This window comes from Corynebacterium minutissimum (assembly GCF_000805675.1).
In the GTDB taxonomy this organism is placed as follows: domain Bacteria; phylum Actinomycetota; class Actinomycetes; order Mycobacteriales; family Mycobacteriaceae; genus Corynebacterium; species Corynebacterium minutissimum.
This window is the reverse complement of the sequence record NZ_JSEF01000002.1, coordinates 70,349-89,825: the sequence shown is the minus strand read 5'-3', so window position 1 is coordinate 89,825 and position 19,477 is coordinate 70,349. Positions and strand designations below refer to the sequence as shown.

16 protein-coding genes are annotated in these 19,477 nt (G+C 61.8%); 15 read left to right on the top strand and 1 reads right to left on the bottom strand.

Features of this window, described 5'->3' with window-relative positions:
* The first annotated feature begins 7 nt into the window (after positions 1–7).
* From NX84_RS00435 to NX84_RS00420, 4 genes are all read left to right on the top strand, one after another.
* A complete protein-coding gene (locus NX84_RS00435; RefSeq protein ID WP_039672604.1) occupies positions 8–745 on the top strand; it encodes an MIP/aquaporin family protein in 738 nt (245 codons plus the stop codon).
* A gap of 24 nt (positions 746–769) precedes the next feature.
* On the top strand, positions 770–2,317 hold the full coding sequence (glpK, locus tag NX84_RS00430) for a glycerol kinase GlpK (protein ID WP_039672603.1): 1,548 nt from the start codon (positions 770–772) through the stop codon (positions 2,315–2,317).
* 84 nt (positions 2,318–2,401) lie between these two features.
* On the top strand, positions 2,402–3,238 hold the full coding sequence (locus tag NX84_RS00425; protein ID WP_039672601.1) for a Cof-type HAD-IIB family hydrolase: 837 nt from the start codon (positions 2,402–2,404) through the stop codon (positions 3,236–3,238).
* A gap of 45 nt (positions 3,239–3,283) precedes the next feature.
* Positions 3,284–4,360, top strand: a complete 1,077-nt coding sequence (locus NX84_RS00420; protein WP_231913731.1) for an HNH endonuclease signature motif containing protein — start codon at positions 3,284–3,286, stop codon at positions 4,358–4,360.
* Positions 4,361–4,524: 164 nt separating this feature from the next.
* On the opposite strand, the gene NX84_RS00415 is transcribed toward NX84_RS00420, so the two are convergent.
* Positions 4,525–6,543, bottom strand: coding sequence for an N-acetylmuramoyl-L-alanine amidase (locus tag NX84_RS00415; protein ID WP_039672599.1), 2,019 nt, complete (start codon positions 6,541–6,543; stop codon positions 4,525–4,527).
* Positions 6,544–6,698: 155 nt separating this feature from the next.
* On the opposite strand from NX84_RS00415, the gene glf reads away from it, so the two are divergent.
* From glf to NX84_RS00360, 11 genes are all read left to right on the top strand, one after another.
* Positions 6,699–7,895, top strand: a complete 1,197-nt coding sequence (gene glf / locus NX84_RS00410; protein WP_039672597.1) for a UDP-galactopyranose mutase — start codon at positions 6,699–6,701, stop codon at positions 7,893–7,895.
* Between the two features lie 82 nt (positions 7,896–7,977).
* A complete protein-coding gene (locus NX84_RS00405) occupies positions 7,978–8,238 on the top strand; it encodes a hypothetical protein (protein ID WP_039672595.1) in 261 nt (86 codons plus the stop codon).
* Positions 8,239–8,283: 45 nt separating this feature from the next.
* Positions 8,284–8,892, top strand: coding sequence for a three-helix bundle dimerization domain-containing protein (locus NX84_RS00400; RefSeq protein ID WP_039672593.1), 609 nt, complete (start codon positions 8,284–8,286; stop codon positions 8,890–8,892).
* A 229-nt stretch (positions 8,893–9,121) separates the two neighbouring features.
* On the top strand, positions 9,122–11,074 hold the full coding sequence (locus tag NX84_RS00395) for a glycosyltransferase (protein WP_039672592.1): 1,953 nt from the start codon (positions 9,122–9,124) through the stop codon (positions 11,072–11,074).
* Positions 11,064–11,591 (top strand): phosphatase PAP2 family protein, encoded by a 528-nt coding sequence (locus NX84_RS00390; RefSeq protein ID WP_039672590.1) that lies wholly within the window; start codon positions 11,064–11,066, stop codon positions 11,589–11,591. The genes NX84_RS00395 and NX84_RS00390 overlap by 11 nt, the downstream gene beginning before the upstream one ends.
* A complete protein-coding gene (locus NX84_RS00385; RefSeq protein ID WP_039672589.1) occupies positions 11,588–12,589 on the top strand; it encodes a decaprenyl-phosphate phosphoribosyltransferase in 1,002 nt (333 codons plus the stop codon). The genes NX84_RS00390 and NX84_RS00385 overlap by 4 nt, the downstream gene beginning before the upstream one ends.
* Before the next feature lie 36 nt (positions 12,590–12,625).
* Positions 12,626–14,395 carry an arabinofuranosyltransferase AftB family protein gene (locus tag NX84_RS00380; protein WP_039672587.1) on the top strand — a complete coding sequence of 590 codons (1,770 nt, stop codon included), beginning with the start codon at positions 12,626–12,628 and terminating at the stop codon, positions 14,393–14,395.
* Positions 14,396–14,521: 126 nt separating this feature from the next.
* The gene (locus NX84_RS00375) at positions 14,522–15,553 is read left to right on the top strand and encodes an alpha/beta hydrolase (RefSeq protein WP_111689372.1); all 1,032 of its coding nucleotides are present in this window, start codon (positions 14,522–14,524) and stop codon (positions 15,551–15,553) included.
* A 264-nt stretch (positions 15,554–15,817) separates the two neighbouring features.
* Positions 15,818–17,818, top strand: coding sequence for an alpha/beta hydrolase-fold protein (locus tag NX84_RS00370; protein WP_039672583.1), 2,001 nt, complete (start codon positions 15,818–15,820; stop codon positions 17,816–17,818).
* 3 nt (positions 17,819–17,821) lie between these two features.
* Positions 17,822–18,355: a hypothetical protein gene (locus NX84_RS00365; RefSeq protein ID WP_039672581.1), complete on the top strand. Its 534-nt coding sequence runs from the start codon at positions 17,822–17,824 to the stop codon at positions 18,353–18,355.
* Between the two features lie 99 nt (positions 18,356–18,454).
* Positions 18,455–19,390 carry a cutinase family protein gene (locus tag NX84_RS00360; protein ID WP_039672579.1) on the top strand — a complete coding sequence of 312 codons (936 nt, stop codon included), beginning with the start codon at positions 18,455–18,457 and terminating at the stop codon, positions 19,388–19,390.
* The last annotated feature ends 87 nt before the right edge of the window (positions 19,391–19,477 follow it).

Sequence of the window (19,477 nt, the reverse complement as noted above, 5' to 3'; positions counted from 1 at the left end):
ACAAGTTATGGCCGGAACTGATGCATTCCTGTGGGAGTTCCTTGGCACGGCAGTGCTGCTCCTGTTGGGTAACGGCGTCTGCGCCACTGTAAACCTCCGCACCTCCGCGGCGCGCGGTGCAGACTGGATCGTTATCGCAATGGGCTGGGGCCTCGGCGTCTACTTGGGCGCTAGCATCGCAGACCCCTCTGGCGGTCACCTCAACCCGGCGGTGACCATCATGCTCGCTGTCAACGGCTCTCTTGAATGGAGCCTCGTGCCTTATTACCTCCTGGGTCAGATCCTGGGCGCCATGGTTGGTGCCTTCCTGGCGTGGGCAACGTTTAAGCAGCTTTTCGACGCCAACAATGTCGATGAAGCCGGCAACGTCACCGGAGCCAACAAGAACACCGGCGGCATTTTCTTTACCAATCCGGCGCACCCGAATAATGGCTGGAACGCAGTGACGGAGTTTATCGCCACTACTGTGCTGCTCATGTTTATTGCCTTCGGTCCGACCGGCGGCGAACTAGGCCCGCTGAGCTACTTCGGCGTTGCCTTCGTCATCGTGTCTATCGGTCTGTCCCTCGGTACCCCCACCGGATATGCCATCAACCCGGTCCGTGACCTTGGTCCCCGCATCATGTACGCCTTCGTTCTGCCCATCAAGGACAAGGGCACTGGAAACTGGAGCTATGCCTGGGTTCCGGTCGTCGCGCCGACTCTCTCGGCCGTCGCCGTTGGCCTGCTGTCCATAGCCCTTTAAAACACCCCCGACAAGGAGAAAGTTATGTCCACCAAGAGCTACGTTGCAGCGATTGACCAGGGCACCACGTCCACGCGCTGCATCATCTTTGACCACGACGGCGAGCAGGTGTCCGTCGGCCAGTTCGAGCACGAGCAGATCTTCCCGGAGAAGGGCTGGGTTGAGCACGACCCGGAAGAAATCTGGAGCAATACCCGTCGTGCCGTCGGTGAAGCCTTGGCCAACGCCGACATCAACGTCGAAGACATCGCTGCTTTGGGTATCACCAACCAGCGTGAGACCACCGTTGTGTGGGACAAGAAGACTGGCAAGCCGGTCTACAACGCCATCGTGTGGCAGGACACCCGCACCACCGAAATCTGTAAGGAACTGGCTGGCGAGGAAGGCGCGGACAAGTGGCGCCGCCGTACCGGTCTGATCATCAACTCCTATCCGGCTGGCCCGAAGGTGAAGTGGATCCTCGATAACGTCGAAGGCGCTCGCGAGCGCGCTGAGGCCGGCGAGCTTCTCTTCGGCACCATCGATACCTGGCTGCTGTGGAACCTTACTGGCGGCGCCGACGGCGACAATGGCCAGGAGGCCCTCCACGCCACCGACGTCACCAACGCTTCCCGTACCCTTCTCATGGACATCGAGAAGCTCGAGTGGGACGAGGAACTCTGCAAGGAGATGGGTATTCCTACCTCCATGCTTCCGGAGATTCGTCCCTCCCTCGGTGACTTCCGCACGGTCCGTGAGCGCGGCTCCCTGTCTGGCGTGCCGATTCGCGCCATCCTTGGTGACCAGCAGGCCGCCATGTTCGGCCAGGGCTGCTTCCGCCCGGGTTCTGCCAAGAACACCTACGGCACCGGCTTGTTCCTCCTCCTCAATACCGGTACCACCCCGAAGTTCTCCGACAACGGCTTGCTCACCACCGTGTGCTTCCAGCGCGAGGGCGAGCGTCCGGTCTACGCGCTCGAGGGTTCCGTGTCCATGGGTGGTTCCCTGGTGCAGTGGCTGCGCGATAACCTGCAACTCATCCCGAACTCCGCGTCCATCGAGAACCTGGCCCGCGAGGTCAAGGACAACGGCGGCGTCTACATCGTGCCGGCCTTCTCCGGCCTCTTCGCTCCGTACTGGCGCCCGGACGCTCGCGGTGTCATCGTGGGCTTGACCCGCTACGCCAACCGCAAGCACCTGGCCCGCGCGGTCCTCGAGTCCACCGCGTACCAGACTCGCGACGTCGCCGATGCCATGGTCGCCGACTCCGGTGTGGAGATCACCGAGCTGCGCGTCGACGGCGGCATGACCATGAACGAGCTGCTCATGCAGTTCCAGGCTGACATGCTCGGCGTCGAGGTCCACCGTCCGAAGAACGTGGAGACCACCGCCACCGGTGCGGCTTTCGCCGCCGGCCTTGACTCCGGCTTCTGGGATGACCTCAGCGTGCTGGGCTCCCAGCAGGGCGACTTCAAGGTCTGGAAGCCGCAGCGCGAAAAGGAGGAGGTCGACGCTCTCTACCGCGACTGGAAGCGCGCTATTAAGCGTTCCCTCAACTGGGAAGATGTCGACGATGATGACGTCATCGCTTAATCTCTAACGTCTTCCCCACGGCGGCCGTGACAACATGTGTTGCGGCCGCCTTTTTGCTGTAGCCCCTGACGTAGACTCATGGTTATGACTTTCCCGGAGCACGCCCCACGACTCATCGTGAGCGATATCGACGGAACCTTGTTGGACCGCAACCACCGTGTGCCTAAGCGCAATCGGGAGGTCATCGCCCGGGCTGTCAATGCCGGAGCCGAGTTTGCCTTGGCCACGGGTCGGCCTTTCCGCTGGATTATGCCGGTGCTGGAGCAGCTTACGGTGCGTCCGGTGTGCGTGACCTCGAATGGCGCGGTGATTTATGATTCTGCCGAGGACCGCGTCCTTTCTACCCACGAGTTGTCCCCGGAGGCTTTGGCCGAAACTGTCGACGTCGCCTCCAGAGCCCTCCAGCCCCTAGGTGGCGCGGGTTTCGGTGCAGAGCGCGCTGGCGGCTCGCTGCTGGATCCCGTGGACGAACTCTTCGTGGTGGAATCGCATTATTCGGAGAACGCGATGTTTGAGGGATTCGGCCTGGTCAGCGTGGGGGAATTGGTGTCGAAACCAGCCGTGAAACTGCTGATCCGCAATACTGATTATTCGGCCCCGGAGCTCTATGAGTTGGTCGCTCCCCACATCGATCCAGAGCTTGCCCACGTCACGTACTCGATGTCGGAGGGCGTGCTCGAGGTCGCTGCGCCGAACGTGACCAAGCGCCGCGGGGTTCAGTGGTTGGCGGAACATCACGGTATTTCACGCGAAGACATCATCGCCTTCGGCGATATGCCCAATGACCTCGAAATGCTGGAGTGGGCAGGCTGCGGCGTCGCAATGGGAAACGCACACCCCGCGCTTGCCGACGTCTCCGATGCCACCACCCTGCCCCATCACCAGGCCGGGGTGGCTAAGGTGCTTGAGCACTGGTTTTAATCTTCCGGTTGCAGGGTTGGTGAGGGTGTTTTAGTGTTCTGGCCCATGGGGGATTTAGAGACCTATTTCTCCTACCGCAACTCGGGGATCACGTTGGTGGAGCAAGCGGTAGGAGGCGAGAAACGTTTACGCGCACTCGGCGCTGCACCTGCCGATGCCGCCGAGCTGGCACGTTTAAACCACATTTACTTCGGCGCCACGAAATTCACGGGCAAACAACGCACTGCCCGTAGCCGAGCCGCCGAACAACACCATGATCTGGCCACGCTGAGCCTGATTGAGTCTTACACGAAGAAACTGAAGAACCAGCTGCACGCGTGGAACTTGCGTGTAAAGCTCGCCGGTACACCAGCATCGAGCATCCCAGCTGTGGCGGCCAAACGGCTCAAAGAGCTCAAGCCCAAACGTATCCCCACCCCGGGGGTGCGCATGACCTATCGTGCTGACGGTCCGCACTCGCTGACGATTACCGATGATCCCATGACCGTCACCGAGATGCGCGGCGCGTTGGAATCCATCAATAAGGACAACCTGCTCGACGCCTCCCGGCACGTTTTCTTCAATAAATCTCACGGCGGTACCAAACCTGCTGTTCTCACCAGTGTGGTGGTGACCTTGGACAAGCTCGACAAGATTATCTCCGGCGACGGTGACGACATTGTTCTGGAGCTGACTAATGGTGGGCGTATGACCGGCACGCAGTTTTTGAACTACAAGTTTGCTGAGATCGGCTATGTCACCCTGGTCCATCCCACGATTGGGCCGGTATGGCTGCATCGCATGAAACGCCTTGCCGGGTTCGAGCAGCGCATGATGGCCAGTGCCGAGCACCCCACCTGTGCCAGGAAGGGATGTAACAAACCGGCTGATTATGCCCACGTGCACCACCTAGTGCCGTGGAAAGCCGGTGGGGCTACCAACCCGCCGAATCTGACAATGTTGTGTGCCTATCACAACGGGATTAATGATGACGACCCGGATAAACCCACCGGAGCCGGCTACGTCTTTCGACTCCGCGGCGACGTAACCTACATCCCACCCTGGGCAGAACCAATCACCGCCCAGGCAGCGTATCAACAAGCCCAGCAAGCTACCGCACGAGGACCAGACAAACCCGGCTAAACCCAGCCACGCACTACCGGACACGCATTACCGGTCGCGCAGGCGCCCAAACGGGCCGCCCGGCGGGTAAATCGCCACGCGGACGCCCACCACCGGGCCTCCGCAGCATCGGCGATCCTCAAAGCGGGGCCCTGCGCTGTGCAGAGCCCCGCTCGAGCTGAGGATTAGTTCGTAAAGACCTGAATCTGCTCGGTATCTGGGTTGTAGACGATGGAACCGCCCTGGAAGTGAACGCGGACTTCCTTGCCATTGCCGGTGAGGATTTCGTCGGACGTCGGCAAGCCAAGCTTGGCGGCGTTAGCACCGGTTGCCCACTCCTTGGCAATCTGGCCCACCAGTGCATGGGCGCCAGTCTCCTCGGAGTAGAGGACCACGCCGTTCTGGAAGAGCTGCGAAATAATACCCGCCGTCTCATCCGGGCCGCCCACAGCTAGCCCCAGGACCGGTCCGAAGTTGTTGAGCACCGCGGTCCACGTCTCCTTGAGGCCCTCGTTCTTGCTCAGGGACAGCACCTTGGTCACGATGCCCGGAATCTGCTCAACCGGAAGCCCGCCAACCTTCTGGTCCATATCAATCTGCTGATCGGAGCGGCTGTACATGATGCCGAAGACCGTGGCAGCTAGGCCGAGAAGGGCCGTGATGGTGCTGAGCGGAATCTCGGAATCACCAATTGAAGACATCGGCTCCTGCGGCGTCGGATTGTTCGGGCGCGGTGCTGGTTCATCGGTGTCTGTCGCTGTGTCGGTTGCGGTGTCCGTTGCCGTGGAATCCTCGAAGTCATCAGACCAATCGATTGAGCCAGATGCTCCGGACCTGATGGCCTTGTACTTCTTATGCGCTGCTGCACGAATTTGCGGCCAGAGCGCAATGGTGTAGCGGCCCGGGCATGCGGTGAAGTGAACGTCACTGTGGCCGAAGAAGCCGTAGACCGGGGCATAAGCACCGGCCGGGTACCTCGAACCGGAGAAGCCCTGAGAGCGAAGGTTCACGCGGGATTCCGGATCGACACCAGAGATAGCGGCCTTCCAGCCCGCCAGGTCCGTGACGGACTTCAGTAGGGCAGCGGTCGGCTGAGTCTTCTCGTAATTACCAATCATCGAGATGCCCCACGTGTTTTCGTTGAAGCCACCGATGTGGGCGCCCTGCACGGCCTCGTCGAGGCCACCATAGCGGCCTTCGTAAATCGTGCCGTACTTATCCACCAAGGCGTTGTAGCCGATATCGCACCAGCCCAAGTTTTGCGCGTGATATTTGTATGCCGCGCGGACCTGCGCGGCCGCCTGAGCGCGGGTGTAGTCATTCGAACCTGCAGTATGGTGCAGCGCGATGGCCTTCACGCCATCATCGTAATCTGCGTCTTTGCAACGCAGGCTCTCATCCGCGCCCCAACGAGCACGAGAAACCACGCGCGGCATGCCGTCGGTATCGGCGGTGGGTTCGATAACCTCGCCCTCCTGAGCGTTGCCGTCCATAAACACGGCCTCGAGGCCCTCCACGCTGGCGGTGTTCTCGACGTCCGCTACTGGCGCAATGTCACCGACATTGGACGCAATAGGCGCCGGCAGCGGGTTCGCGGAGCGCTCCGCAGCAGCATCGGCGGCGGCGAGGGAAGGGGCGAGGTCGGCGGGGGAGGCGTCGTCAAGCGCGACGTCATCCTCAACCTCCGTCTCCTCGAAGGATTCATCGAGGTTGGACCCCGTCACGAGATCGACGTTGTTAATGGAAACCTGCACATCGTTAGTGTCGCCCACGAAGATGAGCTCAGTGCCGTTCGTGGCGGAGGGGTCATTGCCGGAGTAGGACATCGCGTCCATGTCGTACCACTCGGACCAGGACCCGTCCGGTTGCTTCGCGCGCACGAAGGCGGCGACATCGCGCGGGCCCTTCCACGTCACGGCGAAGGAGGAAAAGGTTTCGTCACGGTGGAATTGCTTCACCGCGCGCGGCCCGGAACCGTCGCCCTGGGAGGCGATGGCGGGGTCATCGACCACGACCGTTTCACCCGAACCGAAGGATTCGCTGTGAGACGTGACCTCAATAGGTCCGTTGCCAGCCTCCTGAGTCTGGAGAATGGTATGGCCGCCGAGAGCGGCGGTGGTGACCACGGCGATGGACGTGACCGCGGCGATAATCGGCGTTGACCACCGAGATTTCGCGGGAACAAGACGACGTTTCTGTTGCACTGTTACTCCCTAGGGGATATCTGCAGGTAAAAAAGAGCGCAAAAAGTTAACTAACGGGACACATGTTACGACAGTTGCATGTGGTATTGGAGGTGTGACACGCGCGTGTTTGTCATCCGCGGCACCAGCGCTAGCGCTGTTTTAAGCTGGAGCCCATGACTGCATATGACCTCATCGTTGTTGGATCTGGATTCTTTGGCCTGACCGTCGCCGAGCGCGCAGCCTCCCAGCTGGGCAAGAAGGTGCTCATCGTCGAGCGCCGCGAGCATTTGGGCGGCAACGCTTACTCGGAGGCCGAGCCGGAGACCGGCATCGAGGTCCACAAGTACGGCGCGCACCTCTTCCACACCTCGAATAAGCGCGTGTGGGAGTACTGCAACCAGTTCACGGATTTCACCGACTACCAGCACCGCGTCTTCGCCATGCACGATGGCACGGCGTACCAGTTCCCCATGGGCCTAGGCCTGATTAACCAGTTCTTTGGCCGCTACTATTCCCCGGACGAGGCGCGTGAGCTCATTAAGGAGCAGGCTGGCGAGTTCGCGGTGGATGAGGCGCAGAACCTGGAGGAGAAGGCGATCGCGCTGATTGGCCGCCCGCTCTACGAGGCCTTCATCCGCGACTACACCGCCAAGCAGTGGCAGACCGACCCGAAGGAGCTGCCGGCCGGCAACATCACGCGCCTGCCGGTGCGCTATACCTTCAACAACCGCTACTTCAACGACACCTACGAGGGCCTGCCCGTCGACGGCTACGCCGCGTGGTTGGAGAAGATGGCGGAGCACGAGCTTATCGACGTCCGCCTCAACACCGACTGGTTCGGCGTGCGCGAGGAGGTGCGGGGGGCGTCGCCAAGCGCGCCGGTGGTCTACACCGGCCCACTGGATCGCTACTTCGATTTCGCCGAGGGTGAGCTGGGCTGGCGCACGCTCGACTTTGACCTGGAGGTGCTGGAGACCGGTGACTTCCAAGGCACGCCGGTGATGAATTACAACGATGCCGACGTGGACTACACCCGCATCCATGAGTTCCGCCACTTCCACCCGGAACGGCAGGATAAATATCCTGCCGATAAGACGGTCATCATGAAGGAGTACTCGCGCTTTGCCGAGAAGGGCGACGAGCCGTACTACCCGATCAACACTCCGGAGGACCGCGCCAAACTGGAGGCCTACCGTAAGCTCGCTGCCGCTGAGGCCCGCGAGAACCAGGTCCTCTTTGGCGGCCGCCTGGGTACCTACCAGTACCTGGATATGCACATGGCTATTGCCTCCGCGCTGAGCCTTTTCGATAACAAGCTGGCTCCGTTCTGGAACGAGGGCAAGGCCCTGGAGCAGGAGCGCGGCCACTAGGCCGCAGTGCTGCCCCCGGCCGCTCCCTATAGTGCGGCACGGCGCGCTATGCTGAAACACCTCGATGGAAGGAGGTGACGGCATGGCCCAGCGCAAGAAGAGGAAGCGCGCGCCCGGAGCTGCGGACCGCAGCATGTGGAAGATGTCCCCGGAGCGGCTTGAGGAACATCTCAAGCTACGCAGTCGCGCAACCCGCATTCCCGATAAGAAAAAGCAGCAAGCAAAGAAGGCCTGCCGGAACTCCCGGCAGGCCTTTGGCCTTTGTGGGCCTCGAAGACCATCGCCGGCGCCAATCGTGAGTGGTGTGAAAGTAAAACTTGAGGTCGGGACAACAACTCGCTAAAGTTAACTGAAGGTTAACAATAGGCGAACAGAAAGTGAGTTTAAAATGACCTCCCCGAATTCCCGTCGTTTCGATACTCTGCGCCAGGATCTTCAGGCCGACTACGGCCACGAATACAGCGCCGACGAGATCAACTCCGTCTTGGACGCTGCTATTAAGCGCCACGAGGAAGGCGCTACTCTCGAGGACTTCGTTCCAGTAATGGTGGAGCGTGAAGTGCGCGAGCACTTTGGTGGCCACCGTATCCACGTGCGTTTTGCTGCCGGCGCCGACCATGCACTGGCCCAGGCAGCTGTGGCGTTGACGAAGAAGTACGCAGGCGATGCCCTGCTGGTGGACGCTGCCGTGGCTCACCCGGAGAACGAGTCCGATTCCCACATGGCCCACGTGCTCCAGGAACGCGGTATGGCTGAGCATCCGGACCGCTACCTTGAGGACCTACGTCTGCTGACCATCCCGGATTACATTGTGTACCTCGGCCGCGACCTCCCACACGATGAGGCTGGCAAGGACATCAAGATTTGGGATATTGCTACCGCCGAAACGGTGGAAGAGACCCGCGAGTTGGCTGATGACCTCGATGCCCGCGTGATCTACATGCTCAACCGCCTCGGCATCGAGCCCATTTCGGAGGATGCGCCGGTAACGGCCTAAACCTTCGACGCCCTGACAAAAGCCAGGGCGCATAAATAGAGCGCATAGTTAAAGCGCATAATGACAGCCTCCAGAGATCTCTCACAGATCCTGGAGGCTTTCGCGATCGGTAGCCTCTGCATTTCCCAGACCTTGCTCAGCGCCGCGTGGGAACTCAGCGGAAGAGTGCGAAACCACTAATCTTGGTTCCTGAATACTGTCGAAAACTGTGTGGAGAACCGAAGATATCGTGACTGCCAACAATTCAGCTGCGTACGAACCCGTACAGCGCATCCTGCTGCCGAAGCGCGGCGAGCCGAGCGACGTCCGCATGCTCTACCTCATCGAATCGGAGCGCAACCGCGAGCGCCTCAGCTGGAACGACCGCACCTCCGTCACCATCCCGGCGGGCGAGGAAGCCTCCTTCGAGACCTACTTCAACGCTTTCCCGGCCGCCTACTGGCGCCGCTGGTCCCAGCTGAAGTCCATCGTGTTGGTGATGGACGTCGAGGGCGAGGCCAACATTTCCCTCTACCGCTCCAAGCAGGACGGCCAGCGCATTTCCGTGGCCAACCACGTGGTGACCACTGGCCACCACGAGTTCGAGCTGCCCCTGAAGAACTTCGAGGACGGCGGCCTGCTGTGGTTCGACGTCGCGGCGGTGGCAGACACCGTGCTTGCCGACGCCTCCTGGGCCGCCCCCCACGCCCCGAACCCGCAGCTCCTCCCGGACGGCAGCGAGTACCCGGCGCAGGAGAAGCGCGTGGCCGTGGGTATCCCGACCTTTAACCGCCCGACGGATGCCGTCGCGGCGCTGCAGGCCCTGGCAGAAGACCCCGTCGTGGACGGCATCATCGACTACGTCCTCATGCCGGACCAGGGCAACCAGCACCCGGCGGATGAGCCGGGCTACGACGAAGCCGTGGCGCACTTTGGTGAGCGCTTCCGCGAGTTCCGCCAGGGCAACCTGGGCGGTTCTGGTGGTTATTCCCGCATTATGTTCGAGGCCCTAGAGAATACCGACTCGCCGTACATCCTCTATATGGATGATGACATCGCGATCGAGCCGGACTCTATCCTCCGTGCAGTCCAAGCGGCACGTTATGCGGCCAAGCCTTCCATCGTGGGCGGCGAGATGCTCAACCTGCAGGAGCGCTCCCAGCTGCGCACCACCGGTGAGCGCGTCGACCGCGCTGACTTCATGTGGGGCGCGGCCGAGCATGCCGTCTACGACCACGACTTTGCCAAGTACCCGCTGCGCGCCATCGGCACCAAGGAATCCCGTTTGGACCCGAAGAAGTACGACTCCCGCGCGCTGCACCGCCGCATCGATGTGGAATACAACGGCTGGTGGATGTGCCTCTTCCCGCGCATCGTGGCGGAGACCACCGGTCAGCCGCTGCCGCTGTTCATCAAGTGGGATGACACCGAATACTCCCTACGTGCAGCATCCAAGGGTTTCCCCACGGTGACGTGGCCGGGTGCAGCCATCTGGCACATGGCCTGGGCAGATAAGGACGATGCCATCGACTGGCAGGCCTACTTCCACCTGCGCAACCGTCTTATCGTGGCAGCGCTCTACCACGAGGGCGATGCACGCGGGATTACCAAGTCCATCTTCAAGTCCACCCTCAAGCACACCATGTGCATGGAATACTCCACAATGGCCATCCAACTGGAAGCCATGAAGGACTTCCTGGCCGGACCGGATCGTCTCTTCGACATCCTGGAGTCCTCACTGCCGCGCATTGCGGATATCCGCAAGGGCTATTCCGATGCGGTCATCATCGAATCCGCCGACCAGCTTCCCCCAGCTACCGGCGCGCCGGGCGTACCCACCAAAAATGTGGGCGGCCGCTTGGGCAAGCTCAAGAAGATCCCGTGGCTCCTTCAGTCCGCCAAGCACCTGGTGAGCAAGGAAGACCGCGCGCACCACGAGGCCCCGCAGCTCAACCTCACCCCGGAGGAGGCGCGGTGGTTCACGCTTTCCCGCGTGGACTCGGCCACCGTGTCCACCGCAGGTGGCACCGGAGTGGCCTTCCGCAAGCGCGACCGCGACCTGGCCAAGGAGCTGGTCACCTCCACCCGTGAGATGCTCAAGGAAATCGAGGATAACTTCGACGACCTGCGGGCCGAGTACCGTGCAGCCTTGCCGGAGCTGACCTCCCGTGAATCCTGGCGAAAGGTGTTCGATGCCCAGTAAGCTTTCCGTCGCCGAATCCCACGTCCTGGAAAAGATCCAAGACGTGGCTTTCGACGCTCCCGGCGTCCTGCCCACTGCCCGAGCGCTCAGCCACTTCGGTGAACACGCACTGGGCTGGATGGCTCTGTCCGCGATGGGAACGGGCATGAACTACAAGAAACCGGCGGTACGCCGCCAGTGGGTTGCGGTGGGCGCGGGCGCTTTCATGGCGCACGCGGCCAGCGTTGTGATCAAGCGCATTGTACGCCGCAAGCGCCCGGACTACGACTACGTGAAGGTCGGAGTGAAAACGCCGTCTAAGCTGTCGTTTCCGTCGTCCCACGCGACGTCGACAAGCGCGTTCCTCGTCGGCGCTGCCCACGTTATGGGAACCCCAGCGCCGCTCGTGGGCGTGCCGGTCATGATGGCCTCGCGTATGGTGCTCGGAGTACATTATCCTTCCGATACCGCGCTCGGCGCCCTTCTCGGCGCCGCCACCGCAGAGGCCTGTCACCGCTATGAAAGGAAGACCCGATGAGCACCCGACGCGTTGATGACGGCGACCAGAAAGTCTTCCACTCGGAGCCCCACACGTCTGGCATCGATACCGGTCGCAAGCGCAAGCCGCCGAAGAACCTTGCCGATGGCATGGTCAAGGCCCTGCGTCCCAAGCAATGGGTCAAGAATGTCCTCGTCCTCGCTGCACCCGCCGCGGCTGGTGCAGACGCGCTGTTTCATACGCGCGTGCTTCTCGACGTCCTCCTCGCCTTCATCGTCTTCTGCATGGGCGCATCCTCTATCTATCTGATCAATGATGCCCGCGACGTAGAGGCGGATCGCGAGCACCCGACGAAGCGCTTCCGCCCCATTGCGGCAGGCGTCCTGCCGATTGGCCTGGCCTACGCGATGGCTGGTGTGCTCATCGTTGGCTCGATTGGTCTGTCCTTCTTGGCCACTGCGGGTCCGCACCTGGCCATCGTTATGGCCATCTACATCGGCCTGCAGCTGGGCTATTGCTTTGGCTGGAAGCACCTGCCGGTGATCGATATCGGCTTGGTATCCTCCGGCTTTATGCTGCGCACCATGGCCGGTGGCGTGGCTGCGGGCATTGAGCTGTCCCAGTGGTTCCTGCTGGTGGCGGCCTTCGGCTCCCTGTTTATGGCTTCCGGTAAGCGCTACTCGGAGATTCTCCTAGCAGAGCGCACGGGCGCGAAAATTCGCAAGTCCCTGGAGGGCTATACGCCGACCTACCTGCGCTTTGTGTGGACCCTGGCGGCCACCGCGGTGGTCATGTCCTACTCGCTGTGGGGATTCCAGCTTTCCAACGAGTCCGCTGGCCCGGCAAGCGTGTGGTACCAGGTGTCCATGGTTCCGTTTACTATCGCCATCCTGCGCTATGCTGCGGACGTCGACCGCGGCAATGGCGGCGCCCCGGATGAGATTGCACTGGAGGATCGCGTCCTGCAAATCCTGGCGCTGGCGTGGCTGGCCTGCATCGCCATGGCGGTCTATGTCATGCCGGTTATCGGCGGATAAGTACTCTCAGCTGTCTCGGTGCTAGACTCTCTCCTCATGCGAAAACCCGATTCACGTACTTTGGCGGCGTTGAGCGCGCTGGCCTCGGTCCTGGTGATCGGGGTTTTCTCGTTCTGGGGAGGATTCGCGCGCCGCTGGATTTCTGATGACGGCCTCATCGTCCTGCGCACCGTCCGCAATCTTGAGGCCGGCAATGGGCCGGTCTTTAATGTGGGCGAACGTGTCGAAGCCAACACGTCCACGCTATGGCAGTACCTCATTCTGCTGGTGCACTGGGTTTCTGATGCCTCTTTGGATTCCATTGCGGTGAATCTGGGCCTGCTGCTTTCGGTGGCGGCCATGATGCTCGGCGTGTGGGCGACCTCGCGTGGCCTGTATCGTTCCCGCCCCGAAGCCGCTGGCACGGGGCTGAGTGTCGTCCCGCTCGTCGCACCTGCCGGCGCGCTGGTCTACCTGGCGCTCCCGCCTGCTCGGGACTTCTTCACCTCCGGCTTGGAGTGGGGGCTTTCCATTTTCTACCTCGCGGCCTTGTGGGCTTTGCTGCAGCGCTGGGCCGAGGGCACCAGCACCTTGAGTGCTTACTGGCTGGCCTTCTGGGCGGGACTGTCGTGGCTCGTGCGCCCAGAACTTGCACTGTATGGCGGGCTGACCGGCATTCTGCTTCTGGCCACGCACCGCAATTGGAAGGTGTGGCTCGGCATCCTCGGCGCGGCCCTGCCTATCCCGGGCGCGTACCAGATTTTCCGCATGGGGTACTACGGGTTGGTGACGCCGCACACGGCGGTGGCGAAGTCGGCGTCGGAAAGCGCATGGGCCAGTGGCCTGAACTATCTGCAGGATTTCGTGGGACCCTACGCCCTGTACCTGCCCGTCATCGTGCTGGCGGCCGCCGGCATCTGGGCCTTCCGTGCGCAGCTGCGCCCAACTGAGCTGCGCAGTTCGACGACGGTGACCTACCTGCTTCTGAGTGCGGTGATCATCCATGTGCTCTATATCCTGCGCGTTGGCGGTGACTTCATGCATGGCCGCATGCTTCTGCTGCCGCTCTTCGCCGCGCTGCTACCGGTTTTCGTGCTGCCGCTCAAGGGACTCGTCACCTGGCTGGCTGCGGGCGCGTGTGCGGTGTGGGCACTCGTCATCGTGCTCAGGGGGCACGACACGGACTGGGATTCCTATGAACAGACGCTGTCCATCGTGGATGAGCGTGATTTCTGGACCTACGCCACCAACCGTGAGGCCGGCCATCCGCCGCGCTCAGCGCGTGACTATCTCACGATGAAGTTCATGAATGGCTACCCGGAGGCGATGAGAAAGCTTGAAGACGGTGATGCCCTCGCGGTCATCTACGTTGAGGATAAAGATGCCGACCGCCTCAACTGGCTCACCGTGCCGCGTGAAGAAGGACGCGAGCAGGCGCCGTCGCTGTTCCTAGTGAACCTCGGTATGACGTCGATGAACGCGCCGCTTGATGTTCGAATCCAGGACACCATCGGTTTGGCCACCCCTCTGGCGGCACGGATGCCGCGCGAGGAAGGCGGGCGCATCGGCCACGATAAATCCCTCGCCTTGGAGTGGCAGGCAGCGCAGTCAGCCGCAGATATTGACTATCTGCCGCCGTGGTACGACAAGGACACCACCCGCCACGCCCGTGCTGCGCTGGAGACCCCGGAGCTCAAGGAGTTGGTGGCGTCGTATAGCGAGCCCCTGTCCTGGGAGCGCTTCCGTAAGAACCTGGTCTTTTCCCTGACGACTGGCCGTACGTTGCAGCTGTCGGAGGACCCAGCGGACTACCTCCCTGCCGGGTAGGCACCCCCGTAGGAAGACAAAACGCGGGCGGGTAGGTTACGCTACAAAAGATTCTCGTTATTGATCCGTAACCATCGCTGGCGTGTTGGCGATGTACTAGTGGCAGTAAGAATGTTAAGGAGAAACATGAGTGCACTAAGTTCCGCACTGCGGACGCGTGTCATGGCGGTTGTGGCCGCCATTGCTATTGCTCTGGGCCTCGTCGTCACCGCCGGCACCCAGGAGGCCTCAGCAGCTAACCGTGACTGGCTGCGTGGCGATGCTACCGGCGCCTGCGAGTGGGACCGCGTAGGTTTCTGGGTTCAGCGCTGTGATGTCTGGTCCCAGGCTATGGGCCGCACCATCCCGGTGCAGATTCAGCCGGCCAAGAACGGCGGCAACGCAGGCCTGTACCTCCTCGATGGTCTTCGCGCTACCGACCGCACCAACGCCTGGATCAATGACGTTAACGCCGCACGTACCTACGTCGACCACAACATCACCCTCGTGATGCCGGTGGGTGGCGCCGCGTCCTTCTACGCGGACTGGCGCGGACCGGCCACCTATGACTTGGTGGAACCGGTGAACTACATGTGGGAGACCTTCCTCACTAAGGAGCTGCCGGCTTACCTTGAGGGCAACTTCGGTGTGGCCCGCAACAATAACTCCGTTGCTGGCCTGTCCATGGGTGCTACCGCAGCCATTACGTTGGCTGGCAAGCACCCGGAGCAGTTCCGCCAGGCTCTGTCCTACTCCGGTTACCTCACCACGACTCTGCCGGGAGCGCAGACCTTCATGCGCCTCGCGCTTCTCGACGCCGGCGGCTTCAACATCAACGCCATGTACGGTTCCGTCATCAACCCGAAGCGCTTTAGCAACGACCCGTTCAACCTGATTCCGGAGCTGGCCGCTCACGGCACCGACGTGTTTGTCTCCGCTGCCTCCGGTATTCCGGGTCCGCTGGATCAGCAGCGCTATAAGCCGGAGCACATTGCTTCCGGTATGGCGCTTGAAGGTTTTGCTAATGCTACGACCCGCATGTGGGAGCTCAAGGCGCGCGCGATGGGCGTGCGTCTCCAGACGAACTACCCGGCTCAGGGCTTGCACAACTGGGAGCAGTTCGGCTACGAGTTGGAACACTCCAAGCCGCAGGTGCTCAACGTGATGAACGCGTGGTAACCGCGTAGACGCCTTACTTTTCGCCGGCTCGTCCGTCGCCTTCTAGCGGAATCATTCGCTGGAGGCGCTGGGCGGGCCGGCTTTGTCGTGTTCGATAAGGAAAGTGTGGGCGTGTCCCTCTTCCAAAAGTCTCAAGTTCAACTTAAACTTGAGCTCACGTTAGACCGCTCACCGCGTCTGCAGTGGCGTGTTCCGCAGGAGGGGAACCTGCGGAGCCCGCTCGATGCAACGTGCCTTCACTCGACACATCGCAAGGATTCACCAATGCCGAACACTGCGCCTTCTCAGAAGTCTGCTCAGCCCTCCAAGGCAGCAGGCCTGCGTTCCCCGTCCGCCGCTCGCAAGGGCCTGACCATCGCCGCACTGCCCACCGCCGTGGCCGTCGGCTTCGCGCTGCTGCCTATGGCCAACGCCCAATCCTCCGGCTCCAGCTCCGGAGAGGGTATTACTGACATTCTGGGAAGCTCCAACTTCTCCGATTCCTTCGCACCGTCGAACCCGCCGCAGCGTACCCCGATTGAAACCGAGTACCCGGACATCGAGGGCCTGCCGGACGGCGTGTCCGTCTCCCGTGTTGAGTACCTGACCAACCGCCACCTCAAGGTCTACATCAAGTCCGCCGCTATGCCGGACAAGGAACAGGTCGTGCAGATCCAGCTGGCCCGCGACTGGTACTCCAACCCGGACAAGAAGTTCCCGGAGGTCTGGGCCCTCGACGGCCTGCGTGCCCGTGACGACGAGTCCGGCTGGACCATCGAGACCAACATTTTGTCCCAGTTTGCTGACCGTAACGTCACCCTCATCATGCCGGTCGGCGGCGAGTCCTCCTTCTACGCCGACTGGCAAAAGCCCGATAACGGGAAGCACTACAAGTGGGAAACCTTCCTCATGCAGGAACTCATCCCAGTCTTGGAAAAGGCTTACCGTTCCAACGGCCAGCGTGCCGTCACCGGTATCTCCATGGGCGGTACTGCCGCGATGAACCTGGCGGAGCGCAACCCGTGGGCCTTCAAGTTTGTCGGTTCCTTCTCGGGTTACCTCGACACCACGACCACCGGTATGCCGGAGGCCATTACCGCAGCGCAGGCCGATGCCGGCGGCTACACCTCCACCAACATGTGGGGCGACCTTTACTCCCAGGACTGGATTGACCACGACCCGAAGCTGGGCATTGAGAACCTCAAGGACATGAAGGTCTACGTCTCCGCCGGCAACGGCAAGGATGACTACGGCCAGATCGGTTCCGTGGCTAAGGGCCAGGCCAACATGGCAGGCGTGGGCCTCGAGGCGATTTCCCGCATGTCTACTCAAACCTTCGTCGATTACGCCAAGCGCGCCAAGGTGGAGCCGGTGGTCAAGTTCCGCCCGACTGGCGTGCACAGCTGGGAATACTGGCAGTTCGAAATGACCGAGGCGTGGCCGTTCATTGCCGACTCCCTCGGCCTCGACAAGTCCGACCGCGGCGCTGACTGCACCCCGGTGGGCGCCATTGCTGAGGCTACCAAGTCCGGCATCATTGGTTCCTGCGTGAACAACGAGTATGATGTCGCCGAGCGCGGCAAGGCCCAGGACTTCCAGGCCGGCACCGCCTACTGGTCCCCGGAGACCGGTGCCTACGCAGTCTTCGGCCGCATCGGCGCCCGCTACTCTGAGCTGGGCGGCCCGACTTCCTGGCTGGGCTTCCCGACGACCGGCGAAGGCAAGACCCTCGACGGCCGCGGCCGCTTCGTCCACTTCGAGCACGGCTCCATCTACTGGACCCCGGAGAACGGCGCCTGGCCAATCCCGAAGGATCTCTACGACGAGTGGGGCAAGAACGGCTTCGAGATGGGCGACCTCAAGTACCCGACCTCCGACGTCCGCAAGGTCGGCGACGGCGTGGTTCAGGAATTCGAAAATGGCGTGCTGACCCACAACCCGGACGGTTCCTTCCACATCGTGCATGGTGCCATCGGCGCCAAGTACAAGGAGCTCAAGGCCGCTGAGTCCGACCTGGGCTACCCCGTCGGCGAGGAGAAGGCCGTCAATGGCGGCTTCTTCCAGGAGTTTGAGCACGGCAACATCTACTGGTCCATGGACTCCGGTGCGCACTACATCCTCAAGGGCGACATCTTTGATGAGTGGGGCAAGCACGGCTTCGAGCAGGGCGAGTTCGGCTGGCCTACCGAAGACTACAAGGAGATCCCGGCTGGTGGTCTGACCCAGACCTTCCAGCATGGAGTCATCCGCAAGGTCATGGGCAACATCCAGGCAGACAAGAACTAAGCCATGCGCACGCGACGACTAAACTCCTCGGCCCGGGTGACAGCCGCAGCGTTGCTGGCTGCCGGCGCCCTGTTGGCTGGCTGTGGCTCCGCTACTGTCGACGAGAGCGAAGCCACCGAGACCTCCGTGGCGCCGCTCGAGCGCTCTGCCGGCTCGTCTGAAGGGGCGGAATCCTCCTCGACGTCGAATTCATCGGCAGCGAGCTCGAGCGACAAGGCCTCGTCCGGCAGCGGCTCCTCCCGCGGTTCCGGCGAAGAAACGGAGGATCGCGGTGCGCGCGAAATCTCCGAAATCCCCGCCCCCGCACCCGCGGAAGGCCCGCACCAGGAGTTCCTGGCCGCGCTTTCCGACGGCGGCGTCAACACCGAAGGTGTAGAAGATCAGCTCGTCGGTGCCGCCCAGGCTGCCTGCCAAGGCGATACCGTCACCGTGCCCGCCGTCGCTGGCCAGCTCATCGAGCAAGGCCGCAGCGAGCTCAGTCACGAGCAGCTGACCCAGCTCATCAGCGAGAAGGGCGGCGCGCTCTGCGCCGAGTAGGTGTGGCGGGGCGGCTAGGGAGACGTCGTCAAGCGCACCCAGCCCCATGGCAGGGATTCCCCAGGGAATCCCGCACCTTCCCAAGGTAGAAATTTCCTCATGCGTAAAACAATCACCGTCCTCGCCGTCGTTGTCCTCCTCGTTGTCATCGGCGGCGGAGTGGTCCACTTCCTCAACACCCACGACCAAGGCGAACCAGGGATTCTCAGCGAACCTGCCGACAATCCGGAGCAGCCTGCCGAGGAGCCGCCTGCGCAGCCGGATTGGTGCCCGCGCTTCGAGTTTGTTTCCGCGCCGGGCACGTGGGAATCCGCTGCGGATGATGATCCCATCAACCCCGGAGCCAACCCGAACTCCTTCATGCTCTCCATTACCAATCCTTTGAAGGAGGCGTACGTCCCCGAGGACGTCAAGGTATGGACGCTGCCTTATACCGCGCAGTTCAAAAACATCAACGCGCAGCACGAGATGAGCTACGACGAATCGCGCGATGAAGGAACCTCCCGTCTGGAGGGCGAACTGACCTACATGCATGAGACCTGCCCGGACACGAAGTTCATCTTGTCCGGCTTTTCCCAAGGCGCGGTCATTGTGGGAGATATCGCTGACCACATCGGTGGCGGCAATGGTCCCATTCCTGCCAATAGTGTGGCTGGGGTGGCGGTGATTGCGGATGGGCGTCGCCAAGAAGGCGTCGGTATCAACCCCGGTGCCCAGGTGGGCGGTGTTGGTGCGGAGATTGCTCTGCAGCCGGTCTCGACGCTGATTCAGGGCATCGTGCCGGGAGCGACTATGCGCGGTGCGCGCCCCAATGGCTTTGGCGAACTGGCCGACCGCACCTTCCAGATTTGCGCGCCCAACGACTCCATTTGTGATGCGCCGCTGGATGTCAGCAACGGGCTCGACCGCGCGATGGATCTCATTGAAGCCAACGGTGTGCATGCCATGTATGCCTCAAACCCGGACGTTATTGAGGGCACTACGGCTAACCAGTGGGTCACGCAGTGGGCTAAGGACACCATCGACGCACACTAAAATTGGCGCGCCGTGTAACATTCGCCACGCCGCGTCTGATATTTTCAGTGTCAAAAGTACGTGACCTATCTATCCCACAAAGGAGTC

Coding starts and splice junctions, on each gene's coding strand:
- NX84_RS00435 (WP_039672604.1), top strand. CDS start 8: ATGGCCGGAACTGATGCATTCCTGTGGGAGTTCCTTGGCACGGCAGTG.
- glpK (WP_039672603.1), top strand. CDS start 770: ATGTCCACCAAGAGCTACGTTGCAGCGATTGACCAGGGCACCACGTCC.
- NX84_RS00425 (WP_039672601.1), top strand. CDS start 2,402: ATGACTTTCCCGGAGCACGCCCCACGACTCATCGTGAGCGATATCGAC.
- NX84_RS00420 (WP_231913731.1), top strand. CDS start 3,284: ATGGGGGATTTAGAGACCTATTTCTCCTACCGCAACTCGGGGATCACG.
- glf (WP_039672597.1), top strand. CDS start 6,699: ATGACTGCATATGACCTCATCGTTGTTGGATCTGGATTCTTTGGCCTG.
- NX84_RS00405 (WP_039672595.1), top strand. CDS start 7,978: ATGGCCCAGCGCAAGAAGAGGAAGCGCGCGCCCGGAGCTGCGGACCGC.
- NX84_RS00400 (WP_039672593.1), top strand. CDS start 8,284: ATGACCTCCCCGAATTCCCGTCGTTTCGATACTCTGCGCCAGGATCTT.
- NX84_RS00390 (WP_039672590.1), top strand. CDS start 11,064: ATGCCCAGTAAGCTTTCCGTCGCCGAATCCCACGTCCTGGAAAAGATC.
- NX84_RS00385 (WP_039672589.1), top strand. CDS start 11,588: ATGAGCACCCGACGCGTTGATGACGGCGACCAGAAAGTCTTCCACTCG.
- NX84_RS00380 (WP_039672587.1), top strand. CDS start 12,626: ATGCGAAAACCCGATTCACGTACTTTGGCGGCGTTGAGCGCGCTGGCC.
- NX84_RS00375 (WP_111689372.1), top strand. CDS start 14,522: ATGAGTGCACTAAGTTCCGCACTGCGGACGCGTGTCATGGCGGTTGTG.
- NX84_RS00370 (WP_039672583.1), top strand. CDS start 15,818: ATGCCGAACACTGCGCCTTCTCAGAAGTCTGCTCAGCCCTCCAAGGCA.
- NX84_RS00365 (WP_039672581.1), top strand. CDS start 17,822: ATGCGCACGCGACGACTAAACTCCTCGGCCCGGGTGACAGCCGCAGCG.
- NX84_RS00360 (WP_039672579.1), top strand. CDS start 18,455: ATGCGTAAAACAATCACCGTCCTCGCCGTCGTTGTCCTCCTCGTTGTC.